The 24,021-nt window shown below is 47.1% G+C and carries 27 protein-coding genes and 1 pseudogene; all 28 read right to left on the bottom strand.

The window, feature by feature from the left end; genetic code table 11:
- Nucleotides 1–5: 5 nt before the first annotated feature.
- The 28 genes and pseudogenes from fliF to rpsP all read right to left on the bottom strand — a co-directional run bounded on the left by fliF (nt 6) and on the right by rpsP (nt 23,982).
- Complete coding sequence (gene fliF / locus AF333_RS10005; RefSeq protein ID WP_043065986.1) at nt 6–1,589, bottom strand: flagellar basal-body MS-ring/collar protein FliF; 1,584 nt, start codon at nt 1,587–1,589, stop codon at nt 6–8.
- A 29-nt stretch (nt 1,590–1,618) separates the two neighbouring features.
- Nucleotides 1,619–1,924 carry a flagellar hook-basal body complex protein FliE gene (fliE, locus tag AF333_RS10000; protein WP_043065987.1) on the bottom strand — a complete coding sequence of 102 codons (306 nt, stop codon included), beginning with the start codon at nt 1,922–1,924 and terminating at the stop codon, nt 1,619–1,621.
- 12 nt (nt 1,925–1,936) lie between these two features.
- Entirely contained in the window at nt 1,937–2,398 is a 462-nt protein-coding gene (flgC, locus tag AF333_RS09995) for a flagellar basal body rod protein FlgC (RefSeq protein ID WP_043065988.1), read from the bottom strand.
- A 2-nt stretch (nt 2,399–2,400) separates the two neighbouring features.
- Entirely contained in the window at nt 2,401–2,808 is a 408-nt protein-coding gene (gene flgB / locus AF333_RS09990) for a flagellar basal body rod protein FlgB (RefSeq protein ID WP_043065989.1), read from the bottom strand.
- Between the two features lie 235 nt (nt 2,809–3,043).
- Nucleotides 3,044–3,823 (bottom strand): GTP-sensing pleiotropic transcriptional regulator CodY, encoded by a 780-nt coding sequence (codY, locus tag AF333_RS09985; RefSeq protein WP_043065990.1) that lies wholly within the window; start codon nt 3,821–3,823, stop codon nt 3,044–3,046.
- Nucleotides 3,824–3,846: 23 nt separating this feature from the next.
- A complete protein-coding gene (gene hslU, locus AF333_RS09980; protein WP_043065991.1) occupies nt 3,847–5,244 on the bottom strand; it encodes an ATP-dependent protease ATPase subunit HslU in 1,398 nt (465 codons plus the stop codon).
- A gap of 15 nt (nt 5,245–5,259) precedes the next feature.
- Nucleotides 5,260–5,808: an ATP-dependent protease subunit HslV gene (gene hslV, locus AF333_RS09975; RefSeq protein ID WP_043065992.1), complete on the bottom strand. Its 549-nt coding sequence runs from the start codon at nt 5,806–5,808 to the stop codon at nt 5,260–5,262.
- A 23-nt stretch (nt 5,809–5,831) separates the two neighbouring features.
- Entirely contained in the window at nt 5,832–6,725 is an 894-nt protein-coding gene (xerC, locus tag AF333_RS09970) for a tyrosine recombinase XerC (RefSeq protein WP_407638673.1), read from the bottom strand.
- Between the two features lie 146 nt (nt 6,726–6,871).
- On the bottom strand, nt 6,872–8,191 hold the full coding sequence (gene trmFO / locus AF333_RS09965; RefSeq protein WP_043065994.1) for an FADH(2)-oxidizing methylenetetrahydrofolate--tRNA-(uracil(54)-C(5))-methyltransferase TrmFO: 1,320 nt from the start codon (nt 8,189–8,191) through the stop codon (nt 6,872–6,874).
- A gap of 19 nt (nt 8,192–8,210) precedes the next feature.
- Complete coding sequence (gene topA, locus AF333_RS09960; protein WP_043065995.1) at nt 8,211–10,292, bottom strand: type I DNA topoisomerase; 2,082 nt, start codon at nt 10,290–10,292, stop codon at nt 8,211–8,213.
- A gap of 65 nt (nt 10,293–10,357) precedes the next feature.
- Nucleotides 10,358–11,473: a DNA-processing protein DprA gene (gene dprA, locus AF333_RS09955; protein WP_043065996.1), complete on the bottom strand. Its 1,116-nt coding sequence runs from the start codon at nt 11,471–11,473 to the stop codon at nt 10,358–10,360.
- 288 nt (nt 11,474–11,761) lie between these two features.
- Complete coding sequence (sucD, locus tag AF333_RS09950) at nt 11,762–12,667, bottom strand: succinate--CoA ligase subunit alpha (protein ID WP_043065997.1); 906 nt, start codon at nt 12,665–12,667, stop codon at nt 11,762–11,764.
- A gap of 21 nt (nt 12,668–12,688) precedes the next feature.
- Nucleotides 12,689–13,849, bottom strand: coding sequence for an ADP-forming succinate--CoA ligase subunit beta (gene sucC, locus AF333_RS09945; protein ID WP_043065998.1), 1,161 nt, complete (start codon nt 13,847–13,849; stop codon nt 12,689–12,691).
- Between the two features lie 193 nt (nt 13,850–14,042).
- Nucleotides 14,043–14,174, bottom strand: coding sequence for a sporulation histidine kinase inhibitor Sda (gene sda / locus AF333_RS32675; RefSeq protein ID WP_139188857.1), 132 nt, complete (start codon nt 14,172–14,174; stop codon nt 14,043–14,045).
- A gap of 183 nt (nt 14,175–14,357) precedes the next feature.
- Nucleotides 14,358–15,791, bottom strand: a pseudogene (locus AF333_RS09940) (YifB family Mg chelatase-like AAA ATPase); the annotation flags it as partial.
- A 494-nt stretch (nt 15,792–16,285) separates the two neighbouring features.
- Nucleotides 16,286–16,471: a hypothetical protein gene (locus tag AF333_RS34930; RefSeq protein ID WP_235496298.1), complete on the bottom strand. Its 186-nt coding sequence runs from the start codon at nt 16,469–16,471 to the stop codon at nt 16,286–16,288.
- A 33-nt stretch (nt 16,472–16,504) separates the two neighbouring features.
- Nucleotides 16,505–16,882, bottom strand: a complete 378-nt coding sequence (locus AF333_RS09930; RefSeq protein WP_043066000.1) for a YraN family protein — start codon at nt 16,880–16,882, stop codon at nt 16,505–16,507.
- On the bottom strand, nt 16,879–17,157 hold the full coding sequence (locus tag AF333_RS09925) for an EscU/YscU/HrcU family type III secretion system export apparatus switch protein (RefSeq protein ID WP_043066001.1): 279 nt from the start codon (nt 17,155–17,157) through the stop codon (nt 16,879–16,881). The genes AF333_RS09930 and AF333_RS09925 overlap by 4 nt, the downstream gene beginning before the upstream one ends.
- On the bottom strand, nt 17,154–18,632 hold the full coding sequence (locus AF333_RS09920) for a hypothetical protein (protein WP_043066002.1): 1,479 nt from the start codon (nt 18,630–18,632) through the stop codon (nt 17,154–17,156). The genes AF333_RS09925 and AF333_RS09920 overlap by 4 nt, the downstream gene beginning before the upstream one ends.
- A 39-nt stretch (nt 18,633–18,671) precedes the next feature.
- A complete protein-coding gene (locus AF333_RS09915; protein WP_043066003.1) occupies nt 18,672–19,445 on the bottom strand; it encodes a ribonuclease HII in 774 nt (257 codons plus the stop codon).
- Between the two features lie 115 nt (nt 19,446–19,560).
- Nucleotides 19,561–20,460, bottom strand: coding sequence for a ribosome biogenesis GTPase YlqF (gene ylqF, locus AF333_RS09910; RefSeq protein ID WP_043066004.1), 900 nt, complete (start codon nt 20,458–20,460; stop codon nt 19,561–19,563).
- Between the two features lie 32 nt (nt 20,461–20,492).
- Nucleotides 20,493–21,062 (bottom strand): signal peptidase I, encoded by a 570-nt coding sequence (lepB, locus tag AF333_RS09905; protein ID WP_043066005.1) that lies wholly within the window; start codon nt 21,060–21,062, stop codon nt 20,493–20,495.
- Nucleotides 21,063–21,146: 84 nt separating this feature from the next.
- Nucleotides 21,147–21,494, bottom strand: coding sequence for a 50S ribosomal protein L19 (gene rplS / locus AF333_RS09900; RefSeq protein WP_021621470.1), 348 nt, complete (start codon nt 21,492–21,494; stop codon nt 21,147–21,149).
- A 145-nt stretch (nt 21,495–21,639) separates the two neighbouring features.
- On the bottom strand, nt 21,640–22,407 hold the full coding sequence (trmD, locus tag AF333_RS09895; RefSeq protein WP_043066006.1) for a tRNA (guanosine(37)-N1)-methyltransferase TrmD: 768 nt from the start codon (nt 22,405–22,407) through the stop codon (nt 21,640–21,642).
- 16 nt (nt 22,408–22,423) lie between these two features.
- Entirely contained in the window at nt 22,424–22,942 is a 519-nt protein-coding gene (gene rimM, locus AF333_RS09890; protein ID WP_043066007.1) for a ribosome maturation factor RimM, read from the bottom strand.
- Nucleotides 22,939–23,358 (bottom strand): YlqD family protein, encoded by a 420-nt coding sequence (locus AF333_RS09885; RefSeq protein ID WP_043066008.1) that lies wholly within the window; start codon nt 23,356–23,358, stop codon nt 22,939–22,941. Before AF333_RS09885 ends, rimM begins: the two co-directional genes overlap by 4 nt.
- 90 nt (nt 23,359–23,448) lie before the next feature.
- On the bottom strand, nt 23,449–23,676 hold the full coding sequence (locus AF333_RS09880) for a KH domain-containing protein (RefSeq protein WP_043066009.1): 228 nt from the start codon (nt 23,674–23,676) through the stop codon (nt 23,449–23,451).
- 30 nt (nt 23,677–23,706) lie between these two features.
- Complete coding sequence (rpsP, locus tag AF333_RS09875) at nt 23,707–23,982, bottom strand: 30S ribosomal protein S16 (protein ID WP_043066010.1); 276 nt, start codon at nt 23,980–23,982, stop codon at nt 23,707–23,709.
- Nucleotides 23,983–24,021 lie beyond the last annotated feature (39 nt).

Raw genomic sequence — 24,021 nt, 5'->3', positions numbered from 1 at the left:
CACCCCTATTCGTCTGCTAGCCAGGTGCGCAGCAGGTTGACGAACTCTTCCGGCTTCTCGCCTGCCAGTTTTTCCAATTGTTTGCGCACGATGACCTCTTCTCCATCTTCCGCATACTGCAATTCCGGAACTTCGAACGGCTTCGTCTGTACCGTTTCCGCTACAGCTTGTTCCTCTTCATTTCTCCGTCTACGCACTATGATGAATACGACGACAGCAACAATAAGCAGAAGTCCTACGATGCTTGAAACAATAATAAGGGTCCAATTATTTCCTTCCTCTACCACTTCCTGCTTACCGTTAAACGCCTGTGCAAACACCTTTACCCGCTGATTAATTTGATCCTCAGTGAACTCCGTTCCCTGTGAAGAAAGGGATGTACGTACAACGTTGCCGATAATCTGCTCAATATCTTTCTTCACTTCATCAGTCAGGCTATCCGCCTGGTCTGCGGTTGGTGGTTCCACACCAACATTGATTGAAATGTCCTCAATCTTATATGGCTGACCGACAATATTTTGCTTAATCCGGTTCACTTCCCGGTTTACACGATCCTCTATTTTTTCCGACTCGACATTTTCGCCGCCGGTAGCGCCCGGATAACCAGGGATTTGCGTTTCACCTGTTCCGGCGGTTCCTCCAGCGGATGCGCCTTTGCCTGAATACGTCTCCTGAATCTTTTCTGCACTAATAATGATTCCTTCATTATTTTCTTTATCTACCGGCTCGACGAGCTGTTCTTCCCGCTGCGTCTTATCAAAATTCAGCTTAACGTACGTGTATACGAAAACTTTATCACGGCCCAGAATCGTACCTAGCATGTTTTGCAAGTTCTTCTGGATATCCGTCTCGATGTCTTTTTTTATTTTACGCTGCTTTTCATATTGATCGAGCGAATAAGCGTTGTCTCCCTCGTCTGCCATCTCCAGCATCTCGCTATACTGGTTCATGATGGCGATTTTATCTTTCGGCAAGTTGGGCACGCTTTTGGATACCAGGTTGTACAAGGCGTTGATTTGCTGCGGTCCCAGCTGTTTACCCGGCTCGACATCGACTACAATCGAGGCGCTCGCTGTCTCTTCATTTTCACGAGCAAACACAGTTTCTTGAGGCATAACCAGTGTGACTTTGGCATTTCGAACGCCATCGACCATTTTCAGTAAATCTGCCAGCTGAGTCTGCATCGCGTCACGCTCGATTACATCAAACTGCCGATCCGTCATTCCCATACCGATATTCTGACTAAAAATATCCAGACGTACACCTTCACCTTTAGGTACGCCTTTAGCTGTTAAGTCGGCTGCCAGATTGTATTTGTCCTTCTCTGGCACAAGCACGCTATTTCCTTGAATTTGATAGTTGGCGTACCCTGTCGCATCCAGTTCCGTTTTAATCTGAGCCACATCCACCTCAGTTAAATTGCCGCTAAAAAGGGGCACATAAGTCGGTCTGGAGGCTATATAAATTGCTAAAGTTGCCGATATAATAAGAAACGCGGCAATCGCGCCTATCATCATTTTTTGTTTTTTTGAGAAACGGGCCGAAAACTCTGTGAGCTTCTCCCGCCACTGCTGCAATCTTTCGTTCATCCTCCACCCCGCCAATTGCCTTTAAATTACTAGATTTGCATTCGCATAATTTCTTGATATGCCTCCACGGCCTTATTACGCACCTGCATGGCCATATCCATTGCTACGCCAGCCTTCTGCGAGGCAATCATCACCTGGTGTATATCTTGAACCTGTCCTGTAGCCAATCCTTGGTTCAACTTGTCGCTCGCCTTTTGTAACCCGTTTACATCCTGAATCGCATTCTTCAAATAGGTGGAAAAAGCGGTGGTCGCTTCATAAGGTGTTGGGGAAACCCGCTTCCCTTCTCCCTGCATTGCTTCTACCGGAAGATTCATCCCGATTTTTTCTATCATAATTCTCACCCCTTATTTACCGATCTCCAAAGCTTTCATCGCCATCGCCTTTGCCGCATTAATCGCTGTTACGTTCGATTCGTATGCTCTGGTTGTTGACATCAAGTCTACCATTTCTTTTAGCATATCTACGTTCGGCAATGCCACATATCCTCGCGCGTCCGCGTCTGGATGCGTCGGGTCGTACATCATTTTCGGCGGCGTCCGATCTTCCATAATCCGCGTAACTCGTACGCCATTTGTAACTGTTCTGCCTGTTTTGTTGGCGGCCATCTGAAGGAAATTCTGGAAGCTTGAAGCCTCCTTCTTCGGTTCGATGATTGCCACTTTTCGCTTATAAGGCTGCCATCGACCGTTCACATATTCTCCTCGCGTCGTATTCGCATTAGAGATATTGCTTGAAATGACATCCATTCGCAGTCGGTTGGCCGTCAATGCAGAAGCGCTACTATCGAAACTCCCAAACAGCGCCATAATTATTTCCCTCCTATTACGGTCCGAAGCTTGTTGTATTGACCGCTCGCTTGCTGAACAAGTGCGTTGTACCATAATTGATTTCTTGCTAGGTTCGTCATCTCAAAATCCAGATCGACATTATTCGCGGAATTTTGCATAGGCCCTACAGCCTTGTCCACCTGCAACTTTGGTCCAACATCTTGAAGAGACGCCATGCCAAAAGGCAGATGCTTCTCATTTGTCCTATAGGCCGTAAATGCAGTAGAACTTTTGGCCATTGCTTTTTGAAGTTCATCCTCAAATACTACGGATTGAGTCCTATAATGAGGCGTATCTACATTCGCAATGTTATTACTAATGGCCCGCTGACGCAGCGTAGCGGCATCAAGCGCTTTTTCAAAAATCGACATGGTTGGTGTCGAGAGCATCCTTCTTCCCCCTTTCATCACAGGTATGAAGTGGTTTAAGCTACAATATTCCATATCAGGAAAATCAAATCCTGCCAATTCGACAAATTATGTGTAATTCGTACAACAATCTTTATATTAGCAGATTGTATTAAACGAACAAAGCCCTATCTTAAAGATAGGGCTTTGTTACCTGACATAAAATAGGATTTTACTACGAAAAACATGTTTTCGTTATGAAGCTATGAATATTCAACTATGAAGTCTTTAACTTTTCAAGCTCCGGAAGCAGCTTTTCATTCAGGATCTTAATGTATGTTCCCTTCATTCCGAGCGAACGCGATTCGATAACACCAGCGCTTTCCAGCTTACGGAGCGCATTTACGATAACAGAGCGAGTAATGCCTACGCGGTCGGCGATTTTACTTGCGACCAGCAAACCTTCTTTTGCGTCCAACTCTTCGAAAATATGCTCTACAGCTTCCAATTCACTATACGATAGCGAGCCAATGGCCATCTGCACGACCGCTTTGCTGCGCGCTTCTTGCTCAATTTCTTCTGCGCGCTCACGCAGAATCTCCATACCTACTACGGTTGCACCTACTTCAGCCAGCACTAAATCATCATCTGTAAACGTTTCGTTTACACGGGCCAGAACAAGTGTACCGAGACGGTCTCCGCCTCCGACAACCGGAACAATCGTCGTCAAGCCTTTTTTGAACAAATCTTTCATTTCTACCGGAAACGCTGTATACGGGCTCTCAATATCCAGGTTCGCGGACGTTTCATCTAAACGGAGCAATTGCGTGCTATAGTCTCCCGGGAAGCGACGTTCATCGAGCATCTTGCGAATACGCTCGTTATCTACTTCCTGTGCATTCGCATAGCCAAGAATCTTTCCTTTGCGGCTCAACACAAAAATGTTAGCCTCGATAATTTCACTCATCACTTCCGCCATTTCCATAAAGTTTACCGGATGTCCCGCTGTCTTCTGCAGCAGGCGGTTAATACGGCGAATTTTTGTTAGCAAATCCATTGTTGTAATTCCTCCTTCAAAGTTTACAAAATATAACGACTCAAATCTCGATCTTCTACGATGCCTTTCAATTTATCTCTTACATATTCCGGGGTGATGATGATTTTCTCCAACGTCACATCGGAAGCTTCGAATGACAGGTCTTCAAGCAACTTCTCTAGAATGGTATGTAGTCTCCTGGCACCGATATTATCCGTATTCTGGTTCACCTCGGCTGCAAGTTTAGCAATCTCTTTAATAGCATCGTCAGAAAATTCAACTTTTATTCCTTCTGTCTCCAATAAAGAAATATATTGTTTGGTTAAAGCATTTTTCGGCTCGGTTAAAATTTGCACAAAATCCTCTATACGTAAGCTATCAAGCTCCACGCGAATCGGAAAACGTCCCTGTAGCTCCGGAATTAAATCGGATGGCTTCGCCATATGGAAAGCTCCGGCTGCCACAAATAACACATAATCGGTTTTTACAGGACCGTATTTAGTCATAATGGTAGAGCCTTCTACAATCGGCAGAATGTCCCGCTGTACTCCTTCGCGCGATACCTGGGCGGAGTTCGATTCTTTGCCGGCAATCTTATCGATTTCATCGATGAAAATAATCCCGCTCTGCTCGGCCCGTACTACAGACTCCTGAATGACCTCGTCCATATCAATCAGCTTTTGGGCTTCCTGCATGGTTAGTGCTTTACGCGCTTCCCGAATCGGCAATTTTCGTTTTTTCATTTTTTTAGGCAGAAGATTACCAAGCATCTCTTGCATATTAATACCCATTTGATCCATGCCTGAACCCGAAAACATATCAAACATCGGCGGAGCAGCATCTTCGACTTCAATTTCAATCACAGTGTCTTCTAATTGTCCCATAGCGAGCTGATGTGCTACCTGGCGTCGCTGCTGTGACAATGAAAGATCTTCCCTATCGTCAGACGAGGACTGATAAGTGTTCTGATTGCCAAACAACATCTCAAGCGGATTTTTATACGACTTATCGCTTTGCTTACCAGGAACGAGAATGTGCACAATACGCTCATTCGCCATCGTTTCCGCCTTGTCTTTTACCTGTTCCGTCTTTTCGGCTTTCACAATACGAATTGCCGTTTCTACCAGATCTCGAACCATTGATTCTACATCGCGGCCGACATAGCCAACTTCGGTGAATTTCGTAGCCTCGACCTTAATGAAAGGAGCGCCGGTTAACTTAGCTAACCTTCTGGCAATTTCTGTCTTTCCAACTCCTGTTGGTCCGATCATCAGAATGTTCTTTGGTACGATTTCATCGCGAATCTCGTCTGGAAGCAAACTACGGCGGTACCGGTTACGCAGGGCGATTGCAACAGAACGCTTCGCCTGCTTCTGTCCGACGATAAAATAATCCAGTTGTTCAACAATTTGTTTGGGTGTTAAACGTTCAGGATTTTTCAAGGCATAGCCTCCTCGTCATTCATTGATTTCTTCGACAACCAGATTGTGGTTCGTATAGACGCAAATATCAGCGGCCGCTGTCAGGGCTGCAGTGGCGATTTCCCGTGCCGTCAGGTTGGGGGCGTGCTGCTTAAGGGCGCGACCTGCTGCAAGCGCATAGTTGCCGCCCGAGCCGATGGCAAGAATGCCATCATCCGGTTCGATAATTTCCCCTGTTCCCGAGATGAGAAGCATGTGCTCTTTATTCATAACAATCATGAGCGCTTCCAGCTTACGCAGCACTTTGTCCAACCGCCAATCTTTTGCCAGTTCCACGGCCGCGCGTTGCAGGTTACCGTGGTATTCTTCAAGCTTGGCTTCGAACTTTTCAAACAGCGTAATCGCATCTGCTACGGAACCGGCAAATCCGGCCACAACTTCCCCGTGATACAGTCGACGCACTTTTTTAGCTGTCTGCTTCATCACTACCGTATTGCCTAGCGTAACCTGACCGTCGCCGGCCATCGCCGCGTTTCCGTTATGACGCACGGCAAAAATCGTAGTGGCGTGAAAGGTCATCTCCATCGAGTTCCCTCCATTATATTATTTTACGCCCGTGGATGAGCTTGGTTGTATACAAGCCGCATTCTCTCTCTCGTCACATGGGTGTAGATTTGGGTTGATGAAATGCTGGCGTGCCCCAACATCTCCTGTACGCTCCGTAAATCGGCTCCATTCTCAATCAGATGAGTGGCAAACGTATGGCGAAAAGTATGCGGGCTTACTTTCAGCAGTTCGCTCGCCTGTTCTACATATTTGTTTATGATGCGACGGACACTGCGATCCGTCAGCGGCTCTCCTCGAACGTTCACGAATAAGGCGTCATTTTTATGTTGCTTGCATAAGAGCGAACGTCCCTCCCGTATGTAATGCTCATACGCACGCAGAGCGTGCTCCCCAAGCGGAACGTATCTTTCTTTTGCACCTTTTCCGAATACTAATGCAGTACCAGCCGACACGTCTACTGAACGTATGGTAAGCCCAGTTAGCTCCGATACTCGCATGCCGCTTGCATATAGCATCTCCAGAATCGCCCGGTCCCTGCGGCCAAGCGGACGGGTCGTATCCGGTAATGCAAGCAGCGACTCGACTTCTTTTGGGAATAAAAACCCTGGAAGTTTTTTCGCAAGCTTCGGCGTCGACGCCATAGTAAAAGGATTATGCTCAAGCATCTCCTCCCGTACCATAAATCGGTAAAAGCTTCTCAGACTGGATAGCTTGCGTGCAATGGAGCGCCGTGCATAGTCTCTTTCATGAAGTTCCGTAAGATAGCTGCGTACATGGACATAAGAAACAGCAGCATATTCCATTACGCCATGCTGCTTCATAAACGCTGTAAAAGCCAAGATGTCCTTCTCATAGTTTGTAACTGTCAGAGGGGAAGCATTCTTCTCAATCTGCAAGTACTGCTTAAACAGCAGAAGCAACGTATCAGGCTGCATGCCTTCCATCCGTGTACCTCCTAACCGAGTACCAATGCATACGGGACGCGGCAGCACCGCATCCCGTTCGCAATTCTTCCAGCAAAAAATTTCCCAACAAGGTAACCCTAGCTTTTAACCGTCGTTAGTATATCATACCCTAAATATCAACTGCAACTTAAATTGTGAACGTTCTGGGAAAAATTCTGAATCTTATCCAATGCACGTTCAGCATATTGCTCGTACCGTTCTTTTTTATTGCGAATTTTCTTCTCAAGCGGCGGGAACAAACCAAAATTCGCGTTCATCGGCTGAAAGCTGTCCGGGTTAGCGGTTGTAATATAGTGCCCCATGCTGCCCATGGCAGTCTCTGTAGGGAAAACCAGCGCATCAAGGCCACGTGCAAGCCTTCCGGCATTAATACCCGCAATGAGCCCGGATGCGGCTGACTCAACGTACCCTTCCACTCCGGTCATCTGTCCTGCAAAGAACAGCGTATCCCGGTCCTTGTATTGATATGTCGGCTTCAGTAAGCGCGGCGAATTGATAAACGTATTGCGGTGAATCACACCATAGCGTACAATTTCCGCATTCTCAAGTCCCGGAATCATACTGAATACCCGACGTTGTTCAGGCCACTTGAGATGGGTTTGGAAACCTACAATATTATAAAGTGTGCCCGCGCTGTTGTCCTGACGTAGCTGTACGACTGCAAATGGCTGTTTACCTGTGCGCGGATCGGTTAAGCCAACCGGCTTCATCGGGCCGAACAGCATAGTCTGCTTGCCTCGCTTTGCCATGACCTCGATAGGCATGCAGCCCTCGAAGAAGACCTGTTTCTCGAATTCTTTTAACGGTACTTCCTCCGCCGTAATAAGCGCTTCATAAAACGCATTGAATTCCGCTTCATTCATCGGGCAATTCAAGTACGCCGCCTCTCCCTTATCGTAGCGAGAAGCGAGAAATACTTTTTCCATATCAATGGTTTCTTTTTCGATAATCGGTGCAGCTGCATCGTAAAAGTAAAGATATTCCTGTCCCGTTATTTCCTGCAATTGCTTCGATAAATCCGGCGATGTCAGCGGACCGGTCGCAATAACTACAATCCCATCGGGAATTTCCGTAACCTCCTCGTTACGCACCTCGATGCGCGGATGGTTGCGAACGCTATCTGTCACCGCACCGGCAAATTCATGCCGGTCTACTGCAAGCGCTCCTCCTGCGGGCACCGCACAATTATCTGCGGACCGGATAATAATAGATGAGAGATGCCGCATCTCCTCTTTTAAGATGCCGACCGCATTGGTCAGCGAATTGGCGCGAAGCGAATTGCTACATACTAGCTCCGCGAATTTATCCGTATGGTGGGCTGGAGTATTGCGTACCGGGCGCATTTCATATAGGATGACATCTACGCCTTGCTCGGCAATCTGCCAGGCTGCCTCGCTGCCCGCCAAACCTGCTCCAATCACTTTTACTTTTTCCATGGCTTTATAAAGCTCCTTCTTACGATGTTTCTTCCTGATAGTCACATTCTGAACAATGAACTACAGGACCTTTATTCTTGCCCTTGCCCTTTTTCTCAACAAGCATTTTGCTGCATTTCGGACAGGAGCGCGGCAACGGTTTATCCCATGAGACAAAATCGCAATCCGGATAGTTATTGCATCCGTAGAAAAGCCGGTTCTTCTTACTCTTACGTTCCACAATCTCTCCGGTTTCACATTTTGGACATTTTACGCCGATTTCTTTCACAATAGGCATCGTATTGCGGCAATCCGGAAATGCAGAACAAGCAAGGAACTTGCCATAGCGTCCAATTTTGTACACCATGTGGCTGCCACATTTATCGCAGTTCACATCAGAGACTTCATCTTTAATCTCCACTTCCTGCATGTGCTTCTCTGCCACCTCTAAGCGCTTGGAAAAACCTTGATAGAAATCATCGAGTACTTTAACCCATTCGGCCCTGCCTTCTTCAATATGATCGAGGTCGTCTTCCATTTTGGCGGTGAATTTCGTATCAAGAATTTCCGGGAAAAACTCTTCCATTAATCCAAGCACGATTTCCCCCAACTCGGTTGGAATAAACCGGCGATCCTGCAGTGCCACATAGCCTCTCTTCTGAATCGTATCAAGCGTCGGTGCAAATGTGCTAGGTCTGCCTATCCCGAGCTCTTCAAGCGTTTTAACCAGGCGCGCTTCCGAATAACGCGGTGGCGGCTGAGTAAAATGCTGCTTCGGGTCCATTTCCGCAAGTGCCACTTCCTGCTTCTCTTCAAGCGGTGGCAGCATCTTGTCATCTTCTTTCTGAACATCATCCGTGCCCTCTACATATACCTTCATAAATCCCGGGAATTTTACCTGGGAACCGTTGGCACGGAACAGCGCATCACCGACCGCAATATCTGCTGTTACCGTATCAAGCACCGCTGCAGCCATCTGACTAGCAATGAAGCGCTCCCAAATTAGACGGTACAGTTTCATTTGATCTCTAGACAGGTATTCCTTCAACGAAGCAGGCTCTTTGCCTACTAAGGTCGGGCGGATCGCTTCATGCGCATCCTGAGCCCCTTCCTTCTTGCTGAACTGACGTGGTTCACTGAGCGTATACTCTTCCCCGTATGCTTCTGCGATATGCTTTTTCGCTTCTTCCTGCGCTGTCGGCGAAATTCGGGTTGAATCCGTGCGCATATACGTAATTAAACCAACTGTGCCTTCTTTGCCGATATCGATTCCTTCGTAGAGTTGTTGCGCAACCATCATTGTTTTGGCTGCGCGGAAGTTCAGTTTACGGGCTGCCTCCTGCTGCAGTGAGCTAGTTGTAAACGGCGCGGCCGGATTTCGTCTTCGCTCCCGCCTTTTAATTTCGTTAATTACATACGCTTTGCCTTCGATCCTACGCAGAAGCTCCTGTACTTCTGCTTCGGTTTTCAGCTCCACTTTTTCATTTTCATAACCGTAAAATTTAGCTTCGAATATTTCTTTGCCGGACTTCAAATGCGCAGTTACCGACCAATATTCTTCCGGAATAAAAGCATTGATTTCTTTTTCACGATCGATGATAAGCTTTACTGCTACTGACTGTACGCGCCCTGCACTCAGGCCCTTTTTCACCTTTTTCCAAAGCAACGGTGATATATTGTAGCCAACCAGCCGATCAAGAATGCGGCGTGTTTGCTGAGCGTTAACCAAATCCATATCGATTTTACGCGGATGCTTGAATGCCTCTTTTACAGCTTGCTTCGTAATCTCATTAAATACGACGCGGCACGCTTGTTCCTCGTTTATGTTTAAGCTATGTGCCAGATGCCAGGCAATGGCCTCGCCTTCACGATCGGGGTCCGCCGCCAGATAAATGTTCTTTACTTTCTTAGATGCATCCCGCAGCTCTTTCAATACGTCTCCTTTGCCGCGAATCGTGATATATTTCGGTTGAAATCCTTCTTTAGGATCGACTCCCATTTGACTTTTCGGTAAATCCCTCACATGGCCCATCGATGCTTTTACGATATATTTCTTACCGAGATATTTCCCGATTGTCTTCGCCTTTGCGGGAGACTCCACTATTACCAGTGAATCTGCCAAGCATGTTTCCCCCTTTTCTGAAAGAAAAGAATTCCTCCTATTATTAATTACAAAACTTGCGTTTGTCAAACATCTTTCTTATTTCCCAGCCGGATAAAAGCAGGTCCGGGCAATTGTGTAATCTGCTGTTTTACTTGCAAAGATAACAAAAGATAGTGTAAATAGCCAGAGGAAAACGAAGTTCGACATAAAATGTCTTCATATGACATCGCATCCCACCCAATTACGGACAATACGCTCTTCTCCTCTGAAGTAAGAGGTGGCAGCGTCGTAGCGCCCGCATAGATTGTATTTTCATTTGTATCCGAAATCAAGTCTGGATATTCGCTTAGCACATCATGAATATTTTGCACTAATTTTGCTCCCTGCTGAATCAGCCAATGACAACCTGCGCTCCTTGGAGAAAAAATCGAGCCCGGTACAGCGAATACATCCCTTCCCTGATCAACGGCCAAATCAGCCGTAATGAGTGAACCACTGCGCGAAGCAGCCTCGACAACGAGTACACCGCGTGCCAGTCCGCTAATAATGCGGTTGCGTTCTGGGAAAAAACCTCGCATTGGCTCCGTGCCCGGAGGATACTCGGAAAGAACTGCTCCTTTACGCCGCATTTCTACAGTCAAGGCCCGATTCTCAGAAGGATAAACAACATTTACGCCGCATCCGAGCACTGCTACTGTGGCGCCACCAGCAGCTAATGCCCCTCTGTGCGCTTCACTATCGATGCCCCGTGCCATACCAGACACAATGACTACATCCTGCTCCGCTAACTCGCGCGCCCACTGCAGAGCGACATTTTTGCCATAGGCGGTAGGTCGACGCGCGCCTATGACCGCAATAGCAGGGCGGTGTAAGAGGTCTTTGTTACCAGTTATGTATAAAATCTCAGGCGGGTCAGGAATTTCGCGCAACAGGTTGGGATACTCCGAATGATACTGAGTAAGTACATCAATCCCCTCCGCAGCCCATTTCTGCGCACGCATTACGGCATCTTGCAGGCTGAATTCATTCTTAATGCGTTCTGCCGCCTCTGGCGTGACTTCTAACATCTTCTGTATATCTCTTGGGGTACAACTTGAGAAATCTACTGTCTCCCCAAGCAGACGCGCAAGACGAAGCGTACGCCGCCCCACCCGGTTAATATGTGATAAAGCCAATAACATATACGCTTGCTTTTCCATTTTTCCTCACTCCTTCATGTCCTTTCTAAATGATTTTCGAGGAAATATATGGAAAATCCTTCCTTATAAATAAAAATATAACAAGAAAAACTCGCGGGCTTTGCCGGTCTTTTTCGCCCGACGTGTCACGCGCTCCATAAGGAAAAGGAAACGTTTGGCACACGCCTCGTGAGTTTTTCAAGTCACACGATCGGAAGAAACGATATGTCGCTTTCTTGCTTTACAGCGGCATATCGTTTCTTATCCATCAAAAAAGGAGCGCTAATGCAGCGCTCCTCTCTTGCAAACTTATTTAATTGTTTTGCATACTTCAAGCAGGCCATGGGCTTTAAGGGCTTCGATCATTGTCTCGCCCATCACAGCAGGTGTTTTCGCTACGCGAATGCCGCAAGCTTCCATCGCCTTAATTTTTTCCGCAGCTGTTCCTTTACCGCCAGAAATGATGGCACCAGCATGTCCCATACGCTTTCCTGGAGGTGCAGTTTGGCCACCGATAAAGCCTACAACCGGTTTTTTCATGTTGGCTTTTACCCATTCAGCTGCTTCTTCTTCTGCTGTGCCGCCGATCTCACCAATCATGATAACAGCTTCCGTATCCGGATCCTCATTGAAAAGTTTGAGGCAATCGATAAAATCCGTGCCGTTAACCGGGTCTCCACCAATACCTACAGCAGTGGATTGTCCGATACCATTCGTTGTAAGCTGATGAACCGCCTCATATGTGAGGGTTCCAGAGCGGGATACGATCCCTACTTTACCCGGCGCATGAATGTAGCCCGGCATGATGCCGATTTTGCATTCGCCTGGTGTGATAACACCCGGGCAGTTCGGTCCGATAAGACGGGTTTTGCTGCCTTCCATATAGCGTTTAACTTTTACCATATCAAGTACAGGGATACCTTCAGTGATGCAGATTACCAGGTCAAGCTCTGCGTCTACCGCTTCCATAATGGCATCGGCTGCGAACGGCGCTGCAACATAAATAACAGATGCGTTCGCGCCTGTTTCTTTTACCGCTTCAGTTACCGTGTCAAAAACAGGGAAACCATCAACTTCTGTGCCACCTTTTCCTGGTGAAGTACCGCCAACCATTTGCGAACCGTATTCGCGGCACCCTTTTGCATGGAATAAACCAGTAGCACCAGTAATACCCTGAGTGATTACTTTTGTATCTTTATTGATAAGAATACTCATAACTCTCCAGTCCCACCTTTCTTATTTCACCAAGGAAACGATTTTTTCCGCGCCGTCTGCCATCGATTCTGCCGCTACGATATTGAGGCCGGACTCGTTAAGGATTTTCTTGCCAAGGTCTACATTCGTGCCTTCGAGACGCACAACAAGCGGACGGTCAAGACTTACTTGTTTTGCCGCTTCTACTACACCTTCTGCGATAACGTCACACTTCATGATACCGCCAAAAATGTTAATGAAAATACCTTTTACATTTTCATCGGACAGAATCAGCTTGAAAGCAGCCGTAACTTTTTCCGCAGTGGCACCGCCCCCAACATCAAGGAAGTTCGCCGGTTCGCCGCCGTAGAATTTAATAATATCCATTGTAGCCATCGCCAAACCTGCTCCATTAACCATGCAACCGATGTTACCACCAAGTGCAATGTAGTTAAGGTCATAGTTGGAGGCTTCGATTTCTTTCGGGTCTTCTTCATCAAGATCGCGCAGTTTCATCACGTCTTGGTGACGATACAGTGCATTCGAATCGAAATTCAGCTTCGCATCAAGCGCCATAACATTGCCGTCGCCTGTTACAACAAGCGGGTTGATTTCCGCGATCGAGCAATCTTTATCAACGAATGCCTGATACAAGCCCATCATGAATTTCACAGCTTTATTTACCAATTTGCTTGGAATGTTAATTGAGAAAGCGAGTTTGCGCGCTTGGAAAGGAAGAAGTCCTACAGCCGGATCAATCGCCTCTTTGAAAATTTTCTCCGGTGTTTTTTCCGCTACCTCTTCGATTTCAGTACCGCCCTCTTCAGATGCCATCATAACTACGCGGTTCGTGTTACGGTCAACAACGAGCCCTACATAGTACTCTTTTTGAATGTCGCATCCTTCTTCGATAAGCAAACGTTTTACTTCTTTGCCTTCCGGTCCCGTTTGATGCGTAACAAGAACCTTGCCGAGGATTTCCTGCGCATATGTACGAACTTCGTCCAGGTTTTTGGCGATTTTAACCCCGCCAGCTTTACCGCGTCCGCCCGCATGGATTTGCGCTTTCACTACATACACGTTCGTGTCCAGTTCCTTCGCCGCTTCTACCGCTTCGTTTACCGTGAACGCTACTTTTCCATTCGGTACGACAACGCCGTACTGCTTAAGTATCTCTTTGCCTTGATACTCATGGATATTCATTCTCCATCCTCCTAACCACATTTTGCATAAAATAAACGCATCAAGCTTCTCTCTCATAAGCTCGTCTGCGCAATACAGTATAGCTTATTCGGCACGATTCGGCAAATACCTGCATGCTTTCCGTATTTTTCTGATTTTTTTACATCGACTTATTGTTTACAAAAAAATAAAGCAGATGTTAGACATCTGCTTGTCAATGAGGCGGTACATGTAAGTCTCGCTTATTTATTTCTTCCATCAAAAGTGCAATAAACTCCTGCTCTAGACCAAGGTGCGTCGCTTTCACGTAGGCATCAAGCAACGCTTCATCCGAAAGTAAGTGCATAGACGCTCCCCCTCGTTTTCTGCCATTTTCCATATTGTAACATCGGCCTTTTTTCGGAACAAGCGTTCTGTTATCCACAACTTCCTGTGAATAAGCTGTGCACAAACATTCAGACTTATCTTGAAATCTAGCTTTTTCTTGTAGATATTGTTATCCACAGAGATTTATGTCGAAAATTTTTTATTATATTTTCTCTTTCCATTGCTTTTGATCGAGAGCTCGGTACTGAAAAGCTTCGGCAATGTGTTCTTCGCACACATGCTGACTATCTTCCAAATCGGCAATCGTACGCGCCAGTTTTATTATTTTATCGTAGGAGCGATTACTTATACCACTTGTCTGGTAAAGTGCAGAGAGCCATGCCTGTACCGTAGAAGAGAGAGGAATATAGTGTGTAAGCCATCGTCCTGATACTTGGGAATTGGCCTGAATTTGTGTTCCTGAATAACGGTGTGCTTGCCTCTCTCTCGCCGCCTGTACTCGCTCACGCATCATATCTGTCGTGATGGGCTCATCTTTCCGCATATCGTCGATACGTACTCTCGGAACCTCCACTTGAATATCCATGCGATCAAGCATCGGACCCGAAAGTCGTTTCCAGTACCTCTTAATCTCATTTGGCGAACACTTACAGGGCTGACTATCTGTTTCAAAACCATAAAACCCACAAAAACACGGATTAAATGTGCTCACAAGTAATAAATGACAAGGGAAGGAAAGCTTGCCTTCTCTCCGTACGAGTGTAATATATCCGTCCTCAAGCGGCTGACGCATCGCTTCCAATACATTCCGCGAAAATTCCGGCCATTCATCCAAAAACAATACGCCAAGATGTGAGAGGCTCATCTCTCCCGGTGTGAGAAAAGTGCCGCCTCCGATCATGCCAGCCCTCGTAATAGAGGCGTGTGGCGCACGAAATGGAGGATAAGGCGCTTGCTTCCATCTTTCTGAAAGCAGCCGGCAAGCACTGTAAATCGTGTCAACGATAAGCGACTGCTCCTCATCAAGCGACGGTAAAATGGCAGGAAAGCGACGCGCCATCATCGTCTTCCCCGTACCTGGCGGACCTACCATCGTTAAATGATGTGAACCGGCAGCGGCTACTTCCATTGCCCTTTTAACATGATGCTGTCCTTTCACGTCACTGAAGCAAGTGGTCTCTATAGTCTGTTCCGTCTGATTGAACCGGCTTCCCTTACTTTCCGAGGAACGGCAGAATGCTTGCAATGCGTTATCCGACAGAGAACAACACGCCACGCATTCCTTCAATGTAGCGACCCGTACAATTGGCAACCTCGCTCGTTCCACATCTTCTTCACATGATGCAGGAATAACTGCGCCAGCAAAACCCGCCTGTTTAGCAGCGATAATCATCGGAAACAACCCATGTAGCGGACGTAATTTTCCATCCAACGACAGTTCTCCGAGAAATATCCAGTTAGCAAGCCCACTCTGGATGGTTACCTGTCCGCTGCCGATCAAGATACCGATCGCGATCGCTAAGTCAAGCATGGAACCTGCTTTACGAACGTCTGCCGGTGCGAGATTCACTGTAATGCGCTGCAGGGGAAACGAATAGCCGCTGTTTTTTACTGCTGATTTGACCCGATTACGTGCTTCACGTACAGTCTAAGCGGCAAGCCCGCTAATTTCAAAGTAAGGCAGTCCATTCGCGATGTCCACCTCTACTTCTACGTCTATCCCCTGAATTCCTAGTACCGTAGCGCTATATACCCGTGCGAACATCCTTTTCACTCAACTCCCTTTTTGTAAAAAAATACCATATATTTTCACGAATAACTAGAGTTGATTTTCCCTTCTCTTTCTGCCATTAAAGAAAACTTGACTAGTGCGAGCAACCATCCTAGTTGCTCTTATGCAGCTCTGCTGCACAAGCAACGTTTAACACACGCCTCGCGCGTTTTTCAATTGATACGATCGGAAGAAACGATATGTCGCTTTCTTATCCATAAAAAAAACACCTGCAAATTGCAGGTGTGTGAAAAGGAGGTGTTACACATCGAGTACACTATACTATATGCACGAAGGCGACATTTCATGTGGACAGGTGTCACGGGAAGGACGTTTTTCCGCTGCCTATTTATATGTCTTCAAGGGTGTTGATTACCCAGCGGATAGCCAACACACCGTGCCCCAAACGGGCGTCGATTCGTCTCCCGCACTGAGAGGCCCAGATGTTTTGCCGGTCCGGCCTTGGCGCCACAAAGCGGCCGTATCTCTTCCTTGCGAGAAAGAGACGAGGGAACACGCCGACACATGCATCTTCTTTCTTCCAATCTATGGATATCCAACAAGTGTAGTATGTCTCACTAAAAAGCATGCAAAATATGCATGATTTCCGGCTCAGAATACGAAGCTGCTACCGTCACAACAATGACATCAAATCTGAACGAATGGACAGTCGATCCTCCATAGTATTGCAGCAAATATTCAAGCGCTGTTCTATGAATCGTCCGCTGTTTTGCAGCAGTAATCGCTTCACTGCCATGACCATACATATCGCTGGTCCGCATCTTAACTTCAATAAATACAAGCCAGTCCCCATCCCGCATGATTAAGTCAATCTCTCCGGTACGCGTACGAAAATTCCGCCGCTCAAGCTGGTATCCTTTTTCCTCTAAATAGCGACACGCAAACAGCTCCCCGTCCTCGCCCTTTTGCTTATTTGTTTTACGGGGCGGTGTCATTTCCGTCTGCTCCGCTGATCCGTTTGATAGACAAAGGCAAGAATCTCCGCCACTACCTGATAGAGTTCCACCGGAATCTGTTCATTGAGCTCGAGACTACTCAACACTTCTACCAACGATGGATCCTGCTGAACCGGTACCCCATGCTCTTTGGCCTGTTCCATAATTTTCCCAGCTATATGACCCTGGCCTTTGGCGATGACGCGGGGCGCCTCTGCTTCACCGGGCGTATAACGCAGAGCAACCGCACTTTTGCGCTGATATGGCTGTTTCATACTCGGAAATCAACTCCTTTGTAATGAGCCACACTTGAAGGCGGCAGCGAAAGCGAAGACACAGACGTACGGCTGCTCTCTCTACCTGTGCTGTCCGGTACAGATAGTACACGTAACCCCGATAAACGGTATCCCTGTTCAGCAAGACTTCGTTCTAATGGGGTACGTAGAACACGCACCAAATCACCAAGTCCCTCCTGATTATTATAGAGAGTAACGGATAGAATCTTATTAACAATAGACACATCGAGCATGGTTTCGCCCATATTCTGCATAGATAGATAGAAAAACAAACGGCAATTGTCAGGATCCAGCTCTCCTCTGCCTTTCTTCCGCGATTCGATTTGAATAAGTGTATTTTCACCATTCTCTTGGCCCGGCGATGGCAGTTGAATGGCCACCTGAACGAAAGCATTATCACCTGCTGAGCCCGTCATCATAAGCTGTTGTCCGGTTACTTGCTGCACAAACTGCTGCATTTGTTCACGCAGAGGGGCCGGCAACGCTTCCGCCTTCGGATGCTGCAGTAAGTGGAGAAGCGTTGCTTTAACGTTCTCCGCTTCTGTGGCTATTGTTTTCTCTCCCCCCGTAAGTCCCAACACTTTCTCATGATTTAATCCCAGGCGCTCGAAAAAATCAGCTATCACTTGTTTGATGCCGGGAGTCGGAGCGTTTTGTGCTGCCTCTGCTGCTTTCTCCGCCTGTATAGCAGAAAGTTGCGCACCATTTTGCAGAACGGATTGAGAAGGAGACCCTTCTGGCTGCGCTGCCGAACTTGAAGAGGAAGACAAGGCAAACGAGTTTTTCACCTGTGCCAGTCCATTTCTGGCGCCTTCCATCCGTGTCAGAAGTTGTTGTAACCCTTCTTTTATATCCACAGGCAATCCTTCTGGTTGTGCCATCGCCTGTTGTGCTAAACGGGAGAGTTTTCCCATTTCACCTTCTAAACTGGTGTTGCCGGCAAACGCACGCAGAGCCAGTACCGTCTCTTTTGTAAGAGGAAGTCCCTTTTTTGCTGCCAGCATAATTGCATCTTCTATTGTCGGGTCTGCCCCTGTTTCCGCAATGATACGCTCAAATGAACGCAAAGATTCTGCACGCAGCGGAATTCCTGCATCTACGGCTTTATGTAACAGCGAAAGCGATTCTTTTGTTATAGGAGCTCCAAGCGCCTTTGCCAGCCCTTCCATGCTGGCTTCCGATGCCTGACCCGGCTGTCCGGGCTGATTAATCACTCTAAGCGTCACAGGTTGCCCGCCTGGTTGCACTTGCAGCCATGTTCGCTGGCCAAGTTCAAGGGGTGTTTCCAAATGAGCTGTCACTGTTAATCCTCCCAGCTGTACCGTAGCCAGGTTATCGGGGAACAGCTTCAGCACTTTGCCTTGAAATACTTGACCCGGCATCAATTCAATAAGAGACGCCTGTCTGCTATTTAATTGCTGGAGGATTTGACCTGTCATAAATCCTTGAATCATACGTTTGTCTCCTTTCCCATGAACCATGGAAGTTTGACATTAAGGAACCAACACGCCACCGAAGCTTCGGCGGTGAATCTGGCAAGGTCCCAGGGCACGCAGGGCAGCCAGATGCTCTGCCGTGCCGTAGCCCATATTGGACGCGAAGCCATATCCAGGATACTGCACATCATACTCTTTCATCATGCGATCTCGTTCAACTTTTGCGATGATAGAAGCAGCAGCAATGGATATACTCTTGCCATCCCCACCGATAATCGGTCGCTGCTCTACGGATACTTTAGGAATGGTTACCGCATCGTTCAGCGTAATGTCTGGTGCAACGGAAAGATTTTGCACGGCTATTTGCATGGCCCTTAACGTTGCCTGAAAAATATTAATCTCATCAATTAGCGCAGCATCGCTTAAGGCGACCGATACGGCCACTGCCTGTTTCATTATCTGCTCATACATTTCCTCACGCCTGGCAGCTGGTACTTTTTTCGAATCGTTCAGACCGGGTAAATAAAAATCTTGCGGTAGAATGACGGCTGCCGTAACAACCGGACCGGCTAATGGTCCACGTCCTACCTCATCCACACCAGCGATGTACGCATATCCTTTTTTCCATAATTCCTGTTCATGCTTGCTCATATCGAGCCAGCGCTGATACAATTGCTGCGTTTTTTCCATACGCCGGTGCCACTGTTTGAACGCCGCCTGTACACCACTTCGCATATCTGCTGCAAATAGCGCTTGCGCTTCTTCCGACAAGTTCTCACATGTCAGCAAAAATTCTTTTACTTCTTTTATCGTCATTTCACCTGGATTCAATAAGAACTCTCCTCACATCTATTTTATATCAAGGGTGTTGTTTTATATATAACAAAAACGTGCAGCTAGAGCTGCACGTCTACGTTATGAAAATATGGCAAACCCTTGTTTTCCCTTAATACGGTGTAATCTCGTCCATGCTTACGCGCGCCATATCAATCGTAAATCTGTCGTCAGGACGTTCAAGCGAAATTCGACCTAGTTTTCCACCACGTAACTCTCGCAAAATCAATTCAGCAACTTTATCATAATCAATATGTCCACCGCTCACCAGACATCCCCGCTTACGTCCAATTTCGTCCATGATCGCAAGCTTACTTTCTTCAAGATCGGCCATCTGATATCGATTCTTCAACGCGTCTTCGTAGTGCGTACGCAGGTAGGCCACGACAAAAAGCGCCACCTCCTGAAAGTCAATAATCTCGTCTTTAATCGCCCCGCTTGCTGCAAGACGTAAGCCCACCAAAGGGTCTTCAAACTTAGGCCACAAAATTCCCGGCGTATCCAGAAGTTCCAGCACTTTGCCCACTTTCACCCATTGTTGGGCTTTCGTTACCGCCGGACGGTCGCCCGTTTGCGCCACTTTGCGTCCTGCCAGCCGATTCATCAACGATGACTTGCCGACATTCGGAATGCCGATAATCATCGCCCGAACGGCTCTGTCTTGCATTCCCTTGGCACGGCGTTTCTCCATCATCTCTTCCACCAGAGCCTGACATTCTAGCGGCAGTTTATTTACCCCGCGACCGGATAACGCGTCAATCGGTAACGCTTTAACCTCATCGTTGGCAAAATGCTGTACCCAGGCCTTCGTTACGGCTTCATCAGCCAAATCAGATTTATTCAATAAGATTAAGCGCGGCTTGCCGGAGACAATCTCATCGATCATCGGGTTACGGCTTGATAATGGAAGCCTTGCATCGAGAAGCTCGATGACGACATCGATAAGTTTTAGTTTCTCCGTAACCTGCCTGCGCGCTTTGGCCATATGACCCGGAAACCATTGAATCGTCATATGCCTCACCTACATTTCTTTATAAATTCAAGCTAGTTTAAGCGAATTTTATCCAATGGCCAGATAATGAGCTCCGAACGGCCGACCACATTCTTCACCGGTACGGGACCGATAACGCGGCTATCCGTGCTGTTGCGGCGATTATCTCCCATGACAAACACTTCGCCCTGCGGTACTTTCTCAGGACCGAAATCATCCGTCAGCACATAGCCTTCCGCTTTCGCTTCTTCTTTATACTGTTTCAAATACGGTTCATCGACCGGCTTTCCGTCTATGTATAGCTGGTCATCTTTCATCTCCACCGTCTGATTTTCCGTTGCAATGACCCGTTTAATATAATCCTTCTCCTTTGTCGCGTGGAAAACGACAATGTCACCCGGCTTCGGATCCTGCATATAATAAATCAGCTTGTTTACAATCAGACGTTCACCGTTCTCAAGCGTTGGCATCATCGATGATCCGTCGACAAGAAACGGCGCAAACAAAAAGGTACGGATAATGAGCGCAAGCACTACGGCAATACCTAGGGCTTTAATCCATTCCCACGCTTCATTTTTTCCCTTCTTCTTTTTGATTGGTTCAGAGGAGGTTTCGTCAACCATATATTTTCCTCCCTACAATGATGGACTGTGCTTTTTTTAGCCTGCAAAAAAAGGAGCTTGTTACCAAGCTCCTTTTCTCTCGCATTAACGGCGAATTTCTTTAATGCGTGCTGCTTTACCCACACGATCGCGCAGATAGTAGAGCTTCGCACGACGAACTTTACCGTGGCGTACTACTTCGATTTTGTCGATTTTCGGAGAATGAAGCGGCAATGTACGTTCAACGCCGACACCATAAGAAACTTTACGAACTGTAAAAGTTTCGCTGATGCTTCCTCCACGACGCTTGATTACGACTCCTTCGAACACCTGAATACGTTCCCGTTGTCCCTCAACTACTTTCAAGTGTACACGTACAGTGTCACCGGGACGGAAGCTAGGAATGTCTTGTTTCATGTTCGCTTGAGCAATCTCACGAATAACTTGTTGCATGAGGTTTCCTCCTTCCACCAGATGTTCATTCCGTATGAGAAGTAGACGGCTGCATTTATCACCGCAACCTCACAATAGGAAGAGGACCATCCTAATCCGAACCAAGCTGGCTCACGAGAAATATCATATCATAATGAGATCCAGGTTACAACTCTTGTTTCAGCTCTTCTACCAATTTTTTTATTTCCGGCGTCTGTTCGATTTCATCCAGCAGATCCGGCCGACGCTCCAGTGTACGACGCAACGACTCTTTTAATCGCCACTTCTCGATGTTCTCATGATGGCCGGACAAAAGTACTTCAGGCACATCCCAACCACGAAACTCGGCTGGACGTGTATAGTGCGGGTGCTCCAGTAAACCGGTGCTGTACGAATCCGTCACTGCTGATTGTGCATTACCAAGCGCTCCCGCCTGCAGACGAACCACACTATCGATAATAACCATGGCAGGCAACTCACCGCCGGTCAGCACATAATCACCAATGGAGATTTCATCTGTCACCAAATGCTCACGAATACGTTCATCGTAGCCTTCATAATGGCCGCAAATAAAAATCAAGTGTTCTTCTTGTGCTAGTTCTTCAGCTAGCTTCTGGCTATAGCGCTGCCCCTGCGGACAAAGCAGAATGACACGCGGACGCTTTCCAGGCTTTCCTGCCGCTTTCGCCTCCACGGCTGGCACCGGCTCGGTTAAGAATTCCACCGCGCGAAAAATAGGTTCAGGCTTCAATACCATTCCCCCTCCCCCACCATACGGCATATCATCTACTTGACCATGCTTATTTTGCGAAAATTGGCGGAAGTTTACTACCCGAAACGAAACAAGACCTTTATTCTCTGCTTTTCCGACAATGCTCGCGCCGAGCACGCCTTCAAACATCTCGGGAAACAGCGTCAAAATATCGATTTTCATGCCGTAAGCCAGCCTCCTAAATTAATCCTTCAAGCAACTGCACCGTAATGCGTTGATTTGTTATATCAATCTGTTTAACGACCTGGTCGATATATGGAAGAAGAATATCTTTTCCCTTTTCCGGCTTGACTACCCATACATCATTGGCTCCCGGCTGGAGAATTTCCTTGATAACGCCGAGGTGCTGCCCTTCTTCAGTAAACACCTCACAGCCGATAATATCCTGAAAATAAAACTCACCTTCCGGTAACTCTTTGCGGTCTTCTGCTCGTATTTTTAACACACCGCCCTTATACTTCTCCACATCCTGCATGTACGGATGGTTTTTAAAGGTCAGCAGGTAAAAATTTTTATGCTCACGTGCTGTTGCGACGGTTAATGGCACCGGTTTTTTCATTGCGGGATGAAATAAATAGAGCACGCTACCTTCCTTGTACCGCTCCTCTGGAAAATCGGTTTCCGAAACTACACGAACCTCTCCCTGGATACCATGCGTATTCACCAGCTTACCTACGGTAAAAAACTCTCCGCTCACGCGTTTGTTCCTCCTTCACGAATTTCTTTTACCATGCCGTCCAATAATACAATTTCCGTTCCTCCCATTACTTTTCCCCAATCGTCCCCTACGCTTACTTCTACTTCGCTTTCAACCGTCGTATAATGAAGCTCACTGCCAAGCGGCAGATTCGCGAGTTGCTCCAATTGAAAAGAAATCTGGGAGATTTTTTCCTCACGCGCCTGTCTCTCCTGTGTAAGGCGGCGCTGGACGATGTCAAGCGCTTCCCGCCCCTTGCGCTGCGCCTCCTGCAAAAGTTTCTTTGCCTGGAAATTCAGCTGCTCCAGCTCTAATTCATAACGCTTATGCATGGCATCGAACTCTTCCTTCATCTGCTTGCGCGACGATTCGGTCAATATCATCATGACGTTTATTTTGCGCTTTATCTTTAGCATCACGAAAGACTCCCTTCTTTCTTTCCGTCCTTTCTTTTCTCCAATGTTAAGAAAAGCTGGGATGCATTCTCCCAGCTTTCTCATTACTTGCTATACGATTTCAATTGTGACGCGCTGGTTTTCTTTCGTAGCCATCGCACCTACAACAGAGCGAAGAGACTTAGCAATACGGCCCTGTTTTCCGATTACTTTGCCCATATCATCCGGATGAACGGAAAGGCGATACACAGTATTCCGCTCTTGCAGCACCTCTTCGATCGAAACAGCATCAGGGTGGTCGACAAGAGCCTTGGCAATCACTTCAATTAATGATTTCACCTGCTAGTCCTCCCGCCTGGATTAAATGAATTACTTCTTGCTGTTTTTTGCTTCGTGGAATTTCTGCATCAGACCTTGTTTACGGAACAGGTTACGAACAGTATCTGTCGGTTGAGCACCTGTAGTAAGCCATTTCAACGCTTTTTCTTCGTCGATTTGAACTTCTGCTGGTTGCGTTACCGGATTGTATGTTCCGATTTCTTCGATGAAGCGGCCGTCACGCGGCGCGCGAGAATCTGCTACTACTACACGATAGAAAGGGGCTTTCTTTTGACCCATACGTTTTAAGCGAATTTTAACTGCCATTTGTTATTCCCTCCATGTTGTGTTTTACACACTAATTAA

The sequence above is a fragment of the Aneurinibacillus migulanus genome, assembly GCF_001274715.1.
Classification (GTDB): domain Bacteria; phylum Bacillota; class Bacilli; order Aneurinibacillales; family Aneurinibacillaceae; genus Aneurinibacillus; species Aneurinibacillus migulanus.
The sequence above is the reverse complement of the archived record's forward strand: the minus strand, read 5'-3'. Positions and strand labels throughout refer to the sequence as shown.